Here is a 14,695-nt window from a genome sequence, read left to right as displayed (position 1 = left end):
TTTAGTTTTTGTGAAGGGGTTTATTAAGGCTTTATGCGAATAACGAAGTATCAACGGGTTGTAAGCTGGTTATTTGGTGCCGTTCTGCTGCTTGGCGCATTTGCGGTCAACGCGGCGGAGGTCGAGAAAGTGCGTATATGGCTTGCACCAGATCATGCGCGTTTAGTGTTTGATCTTTCGGGGCCCGCTGCGCATAAGGTATTTACGTTAGATAACCCTGACCGCATTGTATTGGATGTTGAAAACTCGACGTTAAAGGCAGATTTAGAACGGTTGGGGCTGGATAAAAGCCCCGTTGAGCGCATTCGCTCAGGTAAAAACGGTAAAACGCTCAGGTTAGTGTTAGACCTGAAGCATGGGGTGCGGCCCAAAAGTTTTGATCTAAAACCTAACCAAAAATATGGTCATCGGTTGGTTTTAGACCTGTATGAGAAAGAATCCCTAGGTAAAGCGACTAAAACGGCGGAGCCTCAAGCTATCGCGGGACGAGATATTGTTATTGCGATCGATGCGGGTCACGGTGGTGATGATCCGGGGGCAATCGGTAGCGGACGGGTTAGAGAGAAAGATGTTGTTTTGGCGATGGCGAAAGAGCTCAAGCGACGTTTAGATCAAACGCCGGGTTACAAAGGGCAGTTGACGCGTACCGGGGATTATTACATTAGTTTACGGGGGCGAACGACCGCCGCGCGGAAGCATAATGCGGATCTATTTGTCTCTATTCATGCGGATGCATTTAAAGACCCGCGGGCCCGAGGTGCTTCTGTTTGGGTGCTTTCTTCGAGAGGCGCAAGTAGTGAGATGGGCCGCTGGTTAGCCAGTAAAGAAAACAGTGCGGATCTGATTGGTGGTGTGGGGAGTGTTAGCTTAGATGATAAAGATAATGTGTTAGCGAGTGTCTTGCTTGATATGTCGATGACGGCCAGCCGAGAAGACAGTCGCTCTATAGCGAAAGGGATTCACACCAATATTAAGCGTTTTGCGCGTATGCATAAGTCCCACGTGGAACAGGCCGGTTTTGTGGTGCTTAAATCACCTGATATCCCCTCTATTTTGGTTGAAACTGGATTTATCTCTAATCCCGGTGAAGCCGCAAATTTAAAAACGAGAAGCTATCAAAAGAAGATGGCTGATGCGATCTATAAAGGTATTGTGCAGCATTTTGAGCGTAAGCCGCCGGCTCTTACGTTGATAGCGCAGCGCAAAGCTAAGGATAATCGTAGCTACAAAGTTGTGCGCGGTGATACGCTTTCCGTTATTGCTTCAAAAAATGGTGTTTCGTTGGCATCATTACGTAAGGTTAATAGCCTGAAAAATGATACGATCAAAGTGGGCCAAGTTCTAAGAATTCCCGCAAGTTAAAGGATTTTTAATGTCACGCATTCATTTGCTATCACCGCGATTAGCTAACCAGATAGCAGCGGGCGAGGTTGTCGAACGACCTGCTTCAGTTATAAAAGAAATTCTAGAAAATAGCCTTGATGCTGGCGCCAGTAAGGTTGATGTTGAAATTGAGCAGGGCGGCGTGAAGTTGATGCGCATTCGCGATAATGGCGCGGGTATAGACAAAGAAGATCTGCCATTAGCGTTAAGTCGGCATGCGACATCGAAAATACAGGTGCTGGAAGATCTTGAAGCCGTTGGCAGTTTAGGCTTTCGCGGCGAGGCGTTAGCCAGTATTAGCTCTGTCTCCCGCTTATCATTGACCTCCCGCCAGGCTTCGCAAGAGAATGCATGGCAAGTGCAGACTGAAGGGCGAGATATGGAGGCGACCATTGAGCCTGCCGCCCACCCAGAAGGCACAACGGTTGAAGTTAAAGACCTGTTTTTTAATACCCCAGCCCGGCGTAAATTTCTTAAAACTGAAAAAACTGAGTTTCGTCATCTTGATGAAGTGGTTAAACGCTTGGCGTTAAGCCGTTTTGATGTGGCATTCCAATTACGGCATAACGGGAAAGTGATTCATCAGTTACGTCAAGCTGATAGTCAATTGGAGCAAGAGCGCCGAGTGGCCAGCATTTGTGGCTCAGCCTTTATCGATAATGCGCTTAATGTTGATGTGGTTGCAGAGGCCTCAGGGCTACGGTTGTGGGGCTGGGTGGGCTTGCCTACCTTCTCTCGCAGTCAGGCCGATCTACAATATTTCTTTGTTAATGGGCGCATGATAAAAGATAAAGTGGTGACCCATGCGGTCAGACAAGCTTACGCTGATGTGCTTTATCACGGTCGCTTTCCCGCTTACGTGCTTTATTTAGAGCTTGATCCCGCCTTAGTGGATGTCAATGTTCACCCGACCAAGCATGAAGTTCGTTTTCGCGAAAGTCGTTTGGTCCATGATTTCTTATTTCGAACCTTGCATCGTTTAATCGCCGATATGCGACCACAAGATCAGTTAACGGGTGAGCGGAGTGTTGACGCGGGGCTTGATGGCGGACTGCAATCAATAACGGCCGCACCAGAACAGCGACATGAGCAGGGGCGGATGGCGTTTAGTCAGCGGAGTCAGGCGTCGGTTGCTGGTGGATCGGTGGGTGGTGATTCATCATCCCGCATGGGTGCGGGTTATGTACCTAATTATGCCAATTCTCAGCCCTCACGCGGACAGATTAATGACCAGTTGTCAGGTTATGGGGCATTGCACCCTGAGGGTAGTCAAACTGATGTAGTGACTGAGGGGGAAGAGCAGTGCCCTCCGATGGGGTATGCAATTGCCCAGCTGCATGGCGTTTATATTCTTGCAGAGAGTGCCCAAGGCTTAATTGTGGTCGATATGCATGCGGCACATGAACGCATTGTATATGAGCGCATGAAGCGGTCTTATGAAGAGGATGTGGTACGTTCTCAGCCGTTATTGGTACCTTTGAGTCTTGCGGTGAGCGATCGTGAGGCGGATTGTTCTGAAGAGCATGCGGAGACCTTTAAACGTTTAGGCTTTGAGTTGGCGCGTATGGGTGAAGAAACGTTAGTGGTGCGTCAAGTGCCGGTTTCGTTAGCGAAAGGTAATGTAGAGCAACTGATTCGTGATGTGTTATCTGACATGTTGGTCTACGGTGAAAGTAAGCGAATAGAACAGCATATTAATGAGTTGTTAGGCACTATGGCTTGCCATGGCGCTGTTAGGGCAAATAGACAGCTGACAATACCTGAGATGAATGCGCTACTGCGTGATATGGAAAGTACCGAGCGTAGTGGACAGTGCAATCATGGTCGACCTACGTGGAGTCAGATGACAATGAGTGATCTTGATAAGTTATTTATGCGTGGACAGTAATTGAGGGTATTTTGAGTAATCTGCCAGTTATTTTTTTGATGGGGCCGACGGCTTCAGGTAAAACGGATCTTGCTATGCAGTTGTATGATCAACTGCCATGCGAAATTGTGAGTGTCGATTCGGCGATGATTTATCGTGGTATGGATATAGGCACGGCTAAGCCGGATTCGGCTACCTTGGCGCGTTACCCCCACAAGCTGATTGATCTATGTGATCCGGCCGAGGCTTATTCGGCGGCGGAGTTTCGCCGTGATGCGCTGGCGCAAATTGATGAAATACGTTCAGCGGGAAAAATTCCTCTGTTGACCGGTGGAACGATGATGTATTTTCACGCCTTAAAGAATGGATTAGCTACTTTACCCGAAGCGAATCCCGTGGTGCGTGAGCAGATTTTAAAAAAGGCTGAACTAGAGGGGTGGGAGAGTATCCACCGTCGTTTAGCGGATGTGGACCCAGAATCGGCGGCGCGCTTAAATAAAAATGATTCGCAGCGATTGCAGCGGGCGCTTGAGGTGTATGAGATCACGGGGCGGCCGATGAGTGAGTTGTGGGCAGAGCAAAAATCACAACAGCCTGATTTTTCTATCGTACCAATGGCGGTGATGCCAAAAGAGCGAACGATGTTGCATGAGCGTATCGAAAAACGTTTCGATATCATGCTGGAACAAGGGTTTGTTGATGAAGTTCGTGGGTTGTGGGAGCGTGGCGATTTAACCCTGCAGATGCCCTCAGTACGGTGTGTTGGTTACCGGCAGGTATGGGAGTATTTTGCGGGCACATGGGATTTTGAAACCATGAAATTTAAGGGTGTAGTGGCTACGCGTCAGTTAGCAAAGCGGCAGGTTACTTGGCTGAGAAGTTGGGAAAATCTCGCTTGGATGGACACTCATGATCCAAAACTATTATCTAATGCCTTGAAATTAGTGGATGGTGGCATTATATAATGTCATGCTGGACTGTAAAAATGCCGTATATTAGTTGTAATACGGTTACAGTGAGGCGAATTGTGCGCCGTCAGCAATACTATAACGACAAAATATAAAATATTTCTTGGGAAGGAGTTTGCAAAATGTCAAAAGGGCAATCGTTACAAGACCCTTATCTAAATGCGTTACGTAAGGAACGTATTCCGGTCTCTATCTTTTTGGTAAACGGTATTAAATTGCAGGGTCAGATCGAATCTTTCGATCAGTTTGTGATTCTGTTGAAAAACACAGTAAGTCAGATGGTTTACAAGCATGCGATTTCTACAGTTGTACCCGCGCGTCCTGTAAAACTGCCGTCGGCTGACGAAATGAAAGCAGAGGACTGATAATCATTGTTCTTTGAGCGACCGAAGAGTGGCGAATGCGCCATATTAGTACACATGAATTTGGCAGCTGCGGCTGACCAAGAAAGTCCGAAGGAGCTCGAAGAGCTGGCATTATCTGCTGGTGCAGATCCGGTTGAATTTCTTACTGGGTCGCTTGGGCACCCCAATCCTAAGTTCTTCATAGGGCAAGGTAAACTTGAAGAGCTGAAGACCTTGGTTGATCATCATGATGCGCAAGTTGTGATTTTTAACCATGCCTTGAGTCCCGCTCAGGAACGAAATATTGAGCGTGAAATCCAATGTAGGGTGCTTGATCGTACAGGACTCATACTGGATATCTTTGCTCAGCGTGCACGTACCCATGAGGGTAAGTTGCAGGTTGAGTTGGCGCAGTTGGACCATATGTCGACCCGATTGGTTCGCGGGTGGACTCACCTTGAGCGACAAAAAGGTGGTATAGGTTTGCGTGGTCCGGGTGAAACACAGCTTGAGACTGACCGTCGCTTGTTGCGTGCTCGGATGAAATCTATTCATAAACGTTTGGAAAAAGTACGTAAGCAGCGTGATCAGGGGCGTCGCTCGCGAAAACGAGCCGAAGTACCTACGCTCTCATTGGTTGGGTATACCAATGCGGGTAAATCGACGTTGTTTAATGCGCTTACGGCCTCCGAAGTGTATGCAGCTGATCAACTTTTTGCGACCTTGGATCCAACCTTGCGTCGTATTGATATTGAGGATGTTGGGCCCGCGATACTGGCTGATACGGTTGGTTTTATTCGACACTTACCGCATAAACTGGTTGAAGCATTTAGGGCGACACTGCAAGAAACGATTGAGGCAACACTGTTATTGCATGTGATCGATTGTCATGATGATGATAGGCATGAGCATGTAGCTGAAGTTGAACATGTTTTGGGTGAAATTGGCGCAGATGAAGTGCCTGTGCTTGAAGTGTATAACAAAATTGACCTGCTTGAAGGGCGTGAGGCTCGCATTGACCGTAACGAAGAGGGTAAACCTATTCGCGTTTGGTTATCAGCGGTAGCGGGTAAAGGTCATGAACTGTTATTTCAGGCGGTTAATGAGTTACTGGCGGATGATGTTTATCACGACAGTGTTACTTTGCAATCAAGTGAAGGTCAGTTTAGAGCGCGATTGTATGACAGTGGTGCGGTACTTTCGGAGCAAATGGATGAAAATGGATCTATTGTTCTTGAGGTGCGTATCCAGAAAAAAGATATGTTACAAATTTTGAGTCATTTGGGTATGCCTCAGGAACGTTGTTTTCCAGTAGAGGTCAATCCTTATTGAGTTTGTTCGATGGATACGTCTGTTTCTTTTAAATACGTCGAGTATTACGAGAGGGGTAGTATGATCAATCGAATAATGTTTATTGGGTTTGTGTGTTTTAATTTAGCTAACTAGTTGTTTATACGGAGTGGCGTATGGCTTGGAATGAGCCTGGTGGTAATGGCGATAATAAAGATCCTTGGGGTAGTGGTAATAATAACCGCGGGGGTAATAAAGGGGGTGGTGATCAGGGACCTCCTGACTTAGATGAGGCGTTACGTAAACTGCAGGATAAGCTGAGTGGTATATTCGGTGGTTCTGGCAAGCGTAATTCTGGAAATGGAGGAAACTCCGGCTCTTCATCGGGTGCTGGATTCTTTGTGATCATTGCCGTAATTGCGGTATTGGTCTGGGGTGGCTGGGGATTTTATACAGTCGATCAGCAGGAGCGAGGCGTTGTGCTTCGTTTAGGTAAGTACAGTGGTACTGTCGAACCTGGCTTGCAGTGGAACCCACCGTTAATCGATCTTGTTGAACTTGTAAACGTGACACGTGTTCGTACCCGTGATCATCGTGCGCTTATGTTGACTAAAGATGAGAACATCGTTGATGTTGAGATGACGGTTCAGTACGTTATTTCTGATGCCAAAGGATTTGTCTTAACGGTTAGGGATCCTGAAGCAAGTCTTTCTCATGCGGCTGAATCTGCGCTTCGTCATGTGGTTGGTTCTACCAATATGCATTCGATTTTGACGCAGGGGCGTGAGCAACTTTCAGTTAAAGTGCAAGAACGTTTGCAGAATTATATGAAGGATTACGGTACTGGCTTGCGCATTTCTAAGGTCAACATCAAAGAAGCTAAGGCACCTAATCAGGTTCAAGACGCCTTCGATGATGTGATCAAGGCGCGAGAAGATGAGCAGCGTGTTAAAAACGAAGCTGAATCTTATGCGAATGGAATTATTCCAGAAGCACGCGGTAAGGCACAGCGTGTCTTAGAAGAAGCGAGTGCGTATAAAGAACAGGTTGTTGCTCGTTCTGAAGGTGATGCTAAGCGTTTTACTGCATTACTAACAGAGTATGAGAAAGCGCCGGACGTAACACGTGAACGTTTGTATTTAGACACAATGCAGGAAGTGCTTGCGGGTAACCCTAAAGTGCTGATCGATGTTGAGGGTGGTAATAATATGATGTACTTACCACTGGATAAAATTATGCAAAGTCGACCTGTAGCGGCTGATGCGAACTCACCCGTTCGTTTAGATAGCCAAAGCTTGAGAGAAGTAACCGATCAGGTGGTTGATGAGCTTCGTATAAGACAGACTACACGTAGGGAGGGTCGATAATGCAATCTAAATCCATAGTAGGCCTAGTTATCCTAGCGATTGTCGTTTTGTTTGCCCAAAGCTCTCTGTATATCGTGAAAGAAACTGAACGCGCGGTTTTGCTGAAGTTCGGTGAGGTTTCCCAAGCGGATGTAGCACCTGGTTTGCATTTTAAAATTCCAGTGATGAATAAAGTGCGTAAGTTTGATGCACGTATTCTGACCTTGGATGCGCGTCCACAAGCGTACTTGACCCTTGAGAAGAAGCGTTTAATCGTTGATTCTTTTGTGAAGTGGCGTGTATCGGATGTACAGAAATTTTATACCGCAACGTCTGGTGATACGTTAAAAGCAGCGCAGCTACTTTCAGACCGTGTTGATACTGGATTACGTAATCAGTTTGGTGAGCGTACTGTAACTGAGGTTGTTTCTGGTGAGCGTGAAGAGTTGATGCGCGAACTGACTAATAATTTAAGTAAAATTGCTATCCAAGAGTTAGGTGTCGAAGTTGTAGATGTGCGTGTTAAGCGTATCGATCTACCGCAAGAGGTGTCTGAATCTGTTTATGGACGTATGCGTTCTGAACGTGAACTTGAGGCGCGCGAGCTTCGCTCCCGTGGTAAAGAGCTTGCGGAAGGTATTCGTGCGGATGCTGATCGTCAGAGAACGGTTATTGAGGCCGAGGCGTATCGTGAGTCAGAAGAGCTTCGTGGTGAAGGGGATGCGGTTGCAGCAAATAACTATGCTAAAGCCTATTCAGCTAATCCAGAGTTCTACTCGTTTTACCGTAGTTTGCAGGCGTACCGCGAGTCATTCTCCCAAAGTGGCGATGTGCTTGTCTTGAAGCCTGACAGCGATTTCTTTAAGTACATGGGGCAACCGAGTGTACGTTAAGAAATGTTGACGTAAAAATATACAAAAAAGCGGTTCAGGGGAAGGCATTCCCCTGATTCCGTGATAGAATATCGCAGCCGGGTTAAAGCCCGGTTTTTTTGTGTGATGGGATTGGGAATATCAGGTAGGTTTATGTCATCTGAATTGATTAATGGTCTGGTGATTGGTTTCTGCTTGATGCTTATATTTGAAGGTATAATCCCCTTTCTTTATCCACAGCGATGGCGCAATCTTGTTCAGCAGCTTGCGCTTATCAGTGACCGATCTCTACGTTTTATCGGTCTTGGCAGTATGCTACTAGGGGTTTTTCTTCTCTACGTAGTTCATTAAAGATTTATTGAAGTATCGGGTGTTTACCCGGTGTGATGTTTTTTTGAGATATACGGAGTACCACATGGCATTGGCAGATCGTTGGCTGCTACCGGAAGGTGTGCAAGAGCTTCTTCCCTCGCAGGCCCGTCGCGTTGAACTTTCACGTAGGCGTCTACTGGATCTGTATGAGCATTGGGGCTATGAGTTGGTTATGCCGCCTTTGTTTGAGCATCTTGAGTCGTTGCTGACAGGTGTTGGTCGTGATTTGGAACTTAATACAGTTAAAGCAACGGATCAGATGAGTGGTCACTTAATCGGTGTACGCGCGGATATTACACCGCAAGTTGCACGTATTGATGCTCACCGCTTACGTACACCCGGCGTAACACGTCTTTGTTATGCCGGCCCTGTTGTTCATGCCATGCCTACCCAGCCTTTAGCTTCGCGTAACCCTCTACAGATTGGTGCTGAACTTTATGGTCACTCAGGTATTGAGAGTGATGTAGAAGTTATCTCCCTTATGGTTGAGACTATGCAGGCGGTGGGCCTTGAGCATGAGCTGAGTATCGATTTAGGTCATGTTGGTGTGTTTACTGGGTTGATGGAAGTTGCGCAGTTAACTGAGCAGCAGAAAGAACAGTATTTGGATATATTAAGTCGTAAGGCGTTGCCTGAGTTGACGTTGTTTGTTAACGCCTTGGATGCAAAACCTATCATCGCAAAATGTTTGTTAGAATTACCCCGCTTGAACGGTGGGGTTGAGGTGTTAGCGCGTGCCCGTCAGTTGTTTGCTGAGGCGCCTGCGCGTGTGCTTGACGCTATTGAGTACCTACAGCAGTTAACTGATCGTCTTGCGCTACGCTTTCCCGATCTAGATCAGTATTTCGATTTAAGTGAATTGCGCGGTTATAACTACCACACAGGTGTTGTTTTCGCTGCGTATATCCCTCGATTTGGGCAAGCGATTGCTAAAGGTGGTCGATACGATGAGATTGGTCGCGATTTTGGGCGTGCGCGTCCGGCGACCGGTTTTAGTGCTGATCTGTATACGCTTGTTGAGCTATCTTCGGATGTGGCTCCAAGCCTTCAGCGAGTTCTAGCGCCAGCAGAAGAGGATGCTTCGCTTCTAGAGAAAGTGAAGCAGCTTCGTGCGGATGGTGTCAGTGTTATTTATGCGTTGTCGGACGTTGAACCGGCAACAAAATGTACCGCTCAATTGGTGCAGCGTAATGGTGAATGGGTCGTTAGCGACCTGTAACGTGTATTAAATTTTTTCAAGTAATCTCAAGTAGGCAGCAATGGGCAAAAACGTAGTCGTTCTGGGTACCCAATGGGGTGATGAAGGTAAAGGCAAAATCGTTGATTTGCTAACAGACCAAGCTTCAGCAGTCGCTCGCTTTCAAGGCGGACATAATGCGGGTCATACGTTGGTTATAGACGGTGAAAAGACTGTTTTGCACCTGATTCCATCGGGGATATTACGCGACAATGTCGTGTGTATGATTGGTAATGGTGTGGTGCTTTCGCCGGAAGCGCTGTTGAAAGAGATTAAAGGTCTTGAAGATGCAGGGGTTCCTGTGCGTGAACGTTTGCGCTTAAGCCCCGCTTGTCCTCTTATTCTTCCTTACCATGTTGCATTAGATCAGGCGCGAGAACTTGCGCGTGGTGAAGCAAAGATTGGTACGACAGGTCGTGGTATCGGTCCTGCTTATGAGGATAAAGTTGCGCGTCGTGGTTTGCGTTTAGCTGACCTGATGGATAAAGAGCGCTTTGCAACTAAATTGAAAGAGGTTGTGGCATATCACAACTTCCAGCTTGAGCATTATTACAAGGTTGAGCCTGTTGATTACCAAACAGTGCTTGATGAAGCGTTGGCGATGGGTGAGCAGATTGCGCCTATGGTTGCTGATGTGACGGCTATGCTTCATGACCTGCGCAAAGCGGGTAAGAATATTATGTTTGAAGGTGCGCAGGGGTCATTGTTAGATATTGATCATGGCACTTATCCTTATGTGACATCGTCTAATACGACAGCGGGCGGTGCATCTACGGGCAGTGGTTTTGGTCCGTTGTATCTGGATTATATCTTAGGTATCACTAAAGCTTACACTACGCGTGTTGGCGGTGGCCCATTCCCTACAGAGCTGCATTGTAATGTAGGTGAAGGTTTGGCTGAACGTGGTCATGAGTTTGGTTCTACGACTGGTCGTGCGCGTCGTTGTGGTTGGTTTGATGCGGTTGCATTGAAGCATGCGATACAGATCAACTCTGTTTCAGGTCTTTGTTTGACTAAACTTGATGTCTTGGATGGCATGGATGAGATTAACATCTGTGTAGGCTATAAAGATTCAGACGGTCATATCGTTACATCGCTTAGTGGTAGTGAAGATTACGAAGCGGTTGAGCCGGTTTATGAAACAATGCCAGGATGGCATGAGAGCACAGTCGGTGCGCAGTCGATTGATGAGCTACCAGCAGCAGCTGTTGCTTATATTAAGCGTATCGAAGTGCTGGTTGAGGCGCCTGTAGATATTATCTCTACTGGACCTGATCGTGTTGAGACCATTATTTTACGTAACCCTTACGAAGTGTAAGGGTTGTGTAAGCATAAAAAAACCGGCATATGCCGGTTTTTTTGTGTCTACAGTAAGGTCTATTTCAGATCATCAGTAAGTGATGGTTGAAGTGCCTTAGTGAGTGCTTTAAACATTTTAGGGTTGCCTGCAACTAAATTACCGTTTTTACGGAAATCATTGCTGCCTTTAAAGTCCCCTACAAGTCCGCCAGCTTCTTGAATAAGTAGAAGCCCTGCTTCGATCTCACCGTAATTTAGGCCGATCTGGTAATAGCCATCGATTCGGCCTGCCGCAGTGTAGGCTAAATTGAGTGCAGGGGAGCCGCCGTTATAAAGGGTGCCACCTGTTGTGGTGATATCGCGAAAAATATTGAGATAAGTTTCGAGGTGATCTTTATCATTTTTGCGATTGAAGAAGCCGGTGCTGATTAAGGCGTTTTCGATGCCTTTATGGTTGCTTACGCGTAAGCGTTTACCATTTAGCTGCGCCCCATGGCCGCGGCTAGCTGTAAATTCTTCGTTCGTAATGGGGTTTAGAATCAATGCGTGTTCTATGCGATTGTTCTGTTGGCCTGCAATGCAAAGTGCAAAGGTTGGTAAGCCGTTGGAGAAATTGGATAGGCTGTCAATTGGATTGATGCTCCAAGTGAATTCAGGGCCTTCGCCAATAGGTGCATGTTCCCCAGTGTACTCCCCAACCACTTTGTGGCTTGGGTAAGCTTTGTGGATCGCCTGAGTAATGCTTAATTCAGCTTTTTTACATGTTTCGCTGATTAATTTTGCTACATCCGCTTGTTCTGATTTTACAAGATCTAAGCGTTCGACGGCGCGGGTAATCTGTTCTCCTGCGACGCGAGCAGCGCGCAGTGCAATGTTAACCATAGGTTGCATCTGATGGGGACCTAAAGACTGTACAAAATTGAAGCAGGTATTATACCTGATGATGGGAGAGTCGTGAATAAAAGCTTGTGTTAAGTCGGGGATTAGATGTGCTTAATAGCTGAATTGATGCCGCTAGGTCTGTTAAAATAGGTTGTTTCCTACTTTCTAAGGTCGATTTGATGTCAGTTAATGTGCGTATCGTGCTTGTTAATACTACCCATCCTGGAAATATTGGTGGGGTCGCGCGTGCAATGAAAAATATGAAGTTTGAAGAGCTGCATCTTGTGGCGCCTAAAAAGTTTCCGCATCCCAATGCTGATGCGCGAGCTTCAGGGGCAACGGACCTGCTAGAGAGTGCGGTTATTCACGAGACTCTAGAGGACGCTATTGCGGATTGTCAGTTAGTTGTTGGGACAAGTGCGCGTGGTCGCCATATCCCTTGGCCTATTGTTGATCCTCGCGAGTTGGCTTCAATCGTATCGCCTATCATGACGGATAAAAAAGTCGCGATCGTTTTTGGTCGAGAGGATCGTGGGCTGACTAATGAAGAGCTTCACCTTTGTCATCATCATGTGCACATACCCTCAAATGAGGCGTTTAGTTCGTTAAATTTGGCGGCGGCTGTTCAGGTGATTACCTATGAGCTACGCATGGCGAGTTTGTATGCTGAGCAAAATGCGGTGCATAAACCGCAGTGGGGAACGGATTGGGATATCGACTTGGCAGATAGTGCTGACCTAGAGCGGTTGTTTGCTCATATGGAGCAGACGCTCATCGATATTGATTTTTTGGACCCAGATAGTCCGCGTCAATTAATGCCTAGATTGCGCCGCCTATACCTTCGTTCCTTGTTGGATAAGGTTGAGGTGAATGTGCTGCGTGGCATCTTAACGGCCACCCAGAAGCAGGTTAAAGAGTAATCTTTGATTTGGGGCGTGGGGTTATCGTCTATTCGTGTTAGAATTCGCGCACAAAGTAGGTAAAGCCCTACTATAATGGTTGGTTATTTAATTGACCTTTTTAGTCGGGTATTGCATAATAGACTCAAATGCTAACTCGCATCGGGGTACGAAATATGCGACTGACGACAAAAGGGCGCTATGCTGTAACAGCAATGCTTGATCTGGCTCTGCATGAAGGCAAGGGTCCTATTAGTTTGGCTGATATATCAGAAAGACAAGGAATCTCTTTGTCATACCTTGAACAGTTATTTGCAAAACTGCGTAGAAATGAATTAGTACGTAGTGTGCGAGGCCCAGGTGGTGGCTATCAGCTTAATCGCGAACAAGCTGTTATCAATGTTGCTGAGGTTATCGATGCGGTGAATGAATCGGTCGATGCGACAGGTTGCCAGCGTCATGGTGACTGTCAAAGTGGCGAAATTTGCCTCACTCACCATCTATGGTGCGATTTAAGTGATCAAATTCATGGTTTTTTAAGAAGCATATCATTGGCTGATTTAGTCGCCAGAAAAGATGTGCAAAATATTTCAGAACGTCAGGATCGGGTTAATTTGGATCAGATTATGACGGGATCAGATACGCTGGCGCTTTCAGGTAAAGCGTCTGTATAAGTAGGCTCGGAGAGAATTAATGAAAACACCGATTTATCTAGACTATTCCGCTACGACTCCTGTTGACCAACGCGTTGCTAATAAAATGGTCGAGTGTTTGACGGTGGATGGTAATTTTGGCAATCCCGCTTCTCGCTCACACCTGTTTGGTTGGAAAGCAGAAGAAGCAGTAGAGATTGCTCGACGCCAAGTTGCTGATCTGATTAATGCGGATCCCCGTGAGATTGTTTGGACTTCGGGCGCTACAGAATCTGATAATTTAGCGGTAAAAGGCGCAGCTCATTTCTATCAAAAGAAAGGTAAGCACATTATTACCTCTAAGATTGAGCATAAAGCTGTTTTAGATCCATGCCGTCAGCTTGAACGTGAAGGGTTTGAAGTAACTTACTTAACGCCCAATACAGATGGTTTGATTGAGCCGCAAGCGGTTGCAGATGCTATTCGTGAAGATACGATTCTTGTGTCGCTTATGCATGTGAATAACGAGATTGGCACAATTACAGATATTGAAGCCATTGGTGAGTTGACCCGTGCTAAGGGTATCATCTTTCATGTGGATGCGGCTCAAAGTGCCGGCAAAATAGAGATTGATTTAGATAAAGCGAAAGTTGATCTTATGTCCTTCTCCGCGCACAAAATGTATGGTCCAAAAGGGATCGGTGCACTGTTTGTACGTCGTAAGCCGCGTGTCCGTTTGGAAGCTCAAATTCACGGCGGTGGTCATGAGCGTGGTATGCGTTCAGGTACTTTGCCGACACATCAAATTGTAGGTATGGGGGAAGCTGCTCGTATCTGTAAAGAAGAGCTGGCTGCCGATACTAAAGCTATTATCGCATTAAGAGATCGCTTCCTTGCCGGTATTAAGGATATGGAAGAGGTTTATTTGAATGGTTCTAAAGAGCAGCGAGTTCCGGGTAATTTAAATATCAGTTTTGCCTTTGTTGAGGGTGAGTCATTACTGATGTCATTAAAAGATCTGGCTGTTTCTTCCGGTTCGGCTTGTACGTCTGCAAGTTTAGAGCCTTCCTATGTGCTTCGTGCGTTGGGTTTGAATGATGAACTTGCACATAGTTCTATTCGTTTCTCTTTCGGGCGTTTTACGACGGAAGAAGAGGTTGATTACGCTGTGGCTCAAATTGAGGATGCAGTGAGCAAGCTACGTGAGCTTTCACCGTTGTGGGATATGTTTCAAGACGGTGTTGATCTGAGCAAAGTTGAATGGGTTCATCACTAATTCAACGCTGAAAGTTTTTGGAGGTCGT

14 protein-coding genes are annotated in these 14,695 nt (G+C 46.5%); 13 read left to right on the top strand and 1 reads right to left on the bottom strand.

Annotated elements, in window-relative coordinates; translation table 11 throughout:
* The first annotated feature begins 33 nt into the window (after window positions 1–33).
* The 10 genes from A3773_RS13150 (at window position 34) to A3773_RS13105 (ending at window position 10,997) form a co-directional block, all read left to right on the top strand.
* On the top strand, window positions 34–1,362 hold the full coding sequence (locus A3773_RS13150; RefSeq protein ID WP_067986782.1) for an N-acetylmuramoyl-L-alanine amidase: 1,329 nt from the start codon (window positions 34–36) through the stop codon (window positions 1,360–1,362).
* A gap of 10 nt (window positions 1,363–1,372) precedes the next feature.
* Window positions 1,373–3,271: a DNA mismatch repair endonuclease MutL gene (gene mutL, locus A3773_RS13145; RefSeq protein ID WP_067986780.1), complete on the top strand. Its 1,899-nt coding sequence runs from the start codon at window positions 1,373–1,375 to the stop codon at window positions 3,269–3,271.
* A gap of 38 nt (window positions 3,272–3,309) precedes the next feature.
* A complete protein-coding gene (gene miaA / locus A3773_RS13140; RefSeq protein WP_067986778.1) occupies window positions 3,310–4,215 on the top strand; it encodes a tRNA (adenosine(37)-N6)-dimethylallyltransferase MiaA in 906 nt (301 codons plus the stop codon).
* Window positions 4,216–4,340: 125 nt separating this feature from the next.
* Window positions 4,341–4,583, top strand: a complete 243-nt coding sequence (hfq, locus tag A3773_RS13135) for an RNA chaperone Hfq (RefSeq protein WP_067986775.1) — start codon at window positions 4,341–4,343, stop codon at window positions 4,581–4,583.
* A 6-nt stretch (window positions 4,584–4,589) separates the two neighbouring features.
* The gene (gene hflX / locus A3773_RS13130; protein WP_075109568.1) at window positions 4,590–5,894 is read left to right on the top strand and encodes a ribosome rescue GTPase HflX; all 1,305 of its coding nucleotides are present in this window, start codon (window positions 4,590–4,592) and stop codon (window positions 5,892–5,894) included.
* A gap of 134 nt (window positions 5,895–6,028) precedes the next feature.
* Window positions 6,029–7,219, top strand: a complete 1,191-nt coding sequence (gene hflK, locus A3773_RS13125) for an FtsH protease activity modulator HflK (protein WP_067986771.1) — start codon at window positions 6,029–6,031, stop codon at window positions 7,217–7,219.
* The gene (gene hflC / locus A3773_RS13120) at window positions 7,219–8,091 is read left to right on the top strand and encodes a protease modulator HflC (RefSeq protein WP_067986770.1); all 873 of its coding nucleotides are present in this window, start codon (window positions 7,219–7,221) and stop codon (window positions 8,089–8,091) included. The genes hflK and hflC overlap by 1 nt, the downstream gene beginning before the upstream one ends.
* Window positions 8,092–8,223: 132 nt before the next feature.
* Window positions 8,224–8,421: a DUF2065 domain-containing protein gene (locus A3773_RS13115; protein WP_067986768.1), complete on the top strand. Its 198-nt coding sequence runs from the start codon at window positions 8,224–8,226 to the stop codon at window positions 8,419–8,421.
* Window positions 8,422–8,485: 64 nt separating this feature from the next.
* Window positions 8,486–9,661, top strand: coding sequence for an ATP phosphoribosyltransferase regulatory subunit (locus A3773_RS13110; protein WP_067986767.1), 1,176 nt, complete (start codon window positions 8,486–8,488; stop codon window positions 9,659–9,661).
* 40 nt (window positions 9,662–9,701) lie between these two features.
* Complete coding sequence (locus tag A3773_RS13105) at window positions 9,702–10,997, top strand: adenylosuccinate synthase (protein ID WP_067986765.1); 1,296 nt, start codon at window positions 9,702–9,704, stop codon at window positions 10,995–10,997.
* 59 nt (window positions 10,998–11,056) lie between these two features.
* Here the strand turns inward: A3773_RS13105 and A3773_RS13100 are convergent, their stop codons facing one another.
* Window positions 11,057–11,869, bottom strand: coding sequence for an inositol monophosphatase family protein (locus tag A3773_RS13100; RefSeq protein ID WP_067986763.1), 813 nt, complete (start codon window positions 11,867–11,869; stop codon window positions 11,057–11,059).
* Between the two features lie 170 nt (window positions 11,870–12,039).
* Here A3773_RS13100 and A3773_RS13095 point away from each other — a divergent pair, with 170 nt between their 5' ends.
* The 3 genes from A3773_RS13095 (at window position 12,040) to A3773_RS13085 (ending at window position 14,667) form a co-directional block, all read left to right on the top strand.
* Window positions 12,040–12,780 carry an RNA methyltransferase gene (locus A3773_RS13095; RefSeq protein ID WP_067986761.1) on the top strand — a complete coding sequence of 247 codons (741 nt, stop codon included), beginning with the start codon at window positions 12,040–12,042 and terminating at the stop codon, window positions 12,778–12,780.
* Between the two features lie 155 nt (window positions 12,781–12,935).
* A complete protein-coding gene (iscR, locus tag A3773_RS13090; protein ID WP_067986759.1) occupies window positions 12,936–13,433 on the top strand; it encodes a Fe-S cluster assembly transcriptional regulator IscR in 498 nt (165 codons plus the stop codon).
* 19 nt (window positions 13,434–13,452) lie between these two features.
* Window positions 13,453–14,667: an IscS subfamily cysteine desulfurase gene (locus tag A3773_RS13085; RefSeq protein WP_067986757.1), complete on the top strand. Its 1,215-nt coding sequence runs from the start codon at window positions 13,453–13,455 to the stop codon at window positions 14,665–14,667.
* The last annotated feature ends 28 nt before the right edge of the window (window positions 14,668–14,695 follow it).

The organism is Neptuniibacter pectenicola, from assembly GCF_001597735.1.
In the GTDB taxonomy this organism is placed as follows: Bacteria; Pseudomonadota; Gammaproteobacteria; order Pseudomonadales; family Balneatricaceae; genus Neptuniibacter; species Neptuniibacter pectenicola.
This window is presented reverse-complemented; position numbering and strand designations above follow the sequence as displayed.

What these genes read in the sequence shown, in the direction of transcription:
- miaA (WP_067986778.1), top strand. Translation starts at nt 3,310, where the DNA reads ATGGGGCCGACGGCTTCAGGTAAAACGGATCTTGCTATGCAGTTGTAT.
- A3773_RS13100 (WP_067986763.1), bottom strand. Translation starts at nt 11,869, where the DNA reads ATGCAACCTATGGTTAACATTGCACTGCGCGCTGCTCGCGTCGCAGGA.
- A3773_RS13085 (WP_067986757.1), top strand. Translation starts at nt 13,453, where the DNA reads ATGAAAACACCGATTTATCTAGACTATTCCGCTACGACTCCTGTTGAC.
- hflC (WP_067986770.1), top strand. Translation starts at nt 7,219, where the DNA reads ATGCAATCTAAATCCATAGTAGGCCTAGTTATCCTAGCGATTGTCGTT.
- hflK (WP_067986771.1), top strand. Translation starts at nt 6,029, where the DNA reads ATGGCTTGGAATGAGCCTGGTGGTAATGGCGATAATAAAGATCCTTGG.
- A3773_RS13150 (WP_067986782.1), top strand. Translation starts at nt 34, where the DNA reads ATGCGAATAACGAAGTATCAACGGGTTGTAAGCTGGTTATTTGGTGCC.
- A3773_RS13095 (WP_067986761.1), top strand. Translation starts at nt 12,040, where the DNA reads ATGTCAGTTAATGTGCGTATCGTGCTTGTTAATACTACCCATCCTGGA.
- A3773_RS13115 (WP_067986768.1), top strand. Translation starts at nt 8,224, where the DNA reads ATGTCATCTGAATTGATTAATGGTCTGGTGATTGGTTTCTGCTTGATG.
- hfq (WP_067986775.1), top strand. Translation starts at nt 4,341, where the DNA reads ATGTCAAAAGGGCAATCGTTACAAGACCCTTATCTAAATGCGTTACGT.
- mutL (WP_067986780.1), top strand. Translation starts at nt 1,373, where the DNA reads ATGTCACGCATTCATTTGCTATCACCGCGATTAGCTAACCAGATAGCA.
- A3773_RS13105 (WP_067986765.1), top strand. Translation starts at nt 9,702, where the DNA reads ATGGGCAAAAACGTAGTCGTTCTGGGTACCCAATGGGGTGATGAAGGT.
- A3773_RS13110 (WP_067986767.1), top strand. Translation starts at nt 8,486, where the DNA reads ATGGCATTGGCAGATCGTTGGCTGCTACCGGAAGGTGTGCAAGAGCTT.
- iscR (WP_067986759.1), top strand. Translation starts at nt 12,936, where the DNA reads ATGCGACTGACGACAAAAGGGCGCTATGCTGTAACAGCAATGCTTGAT.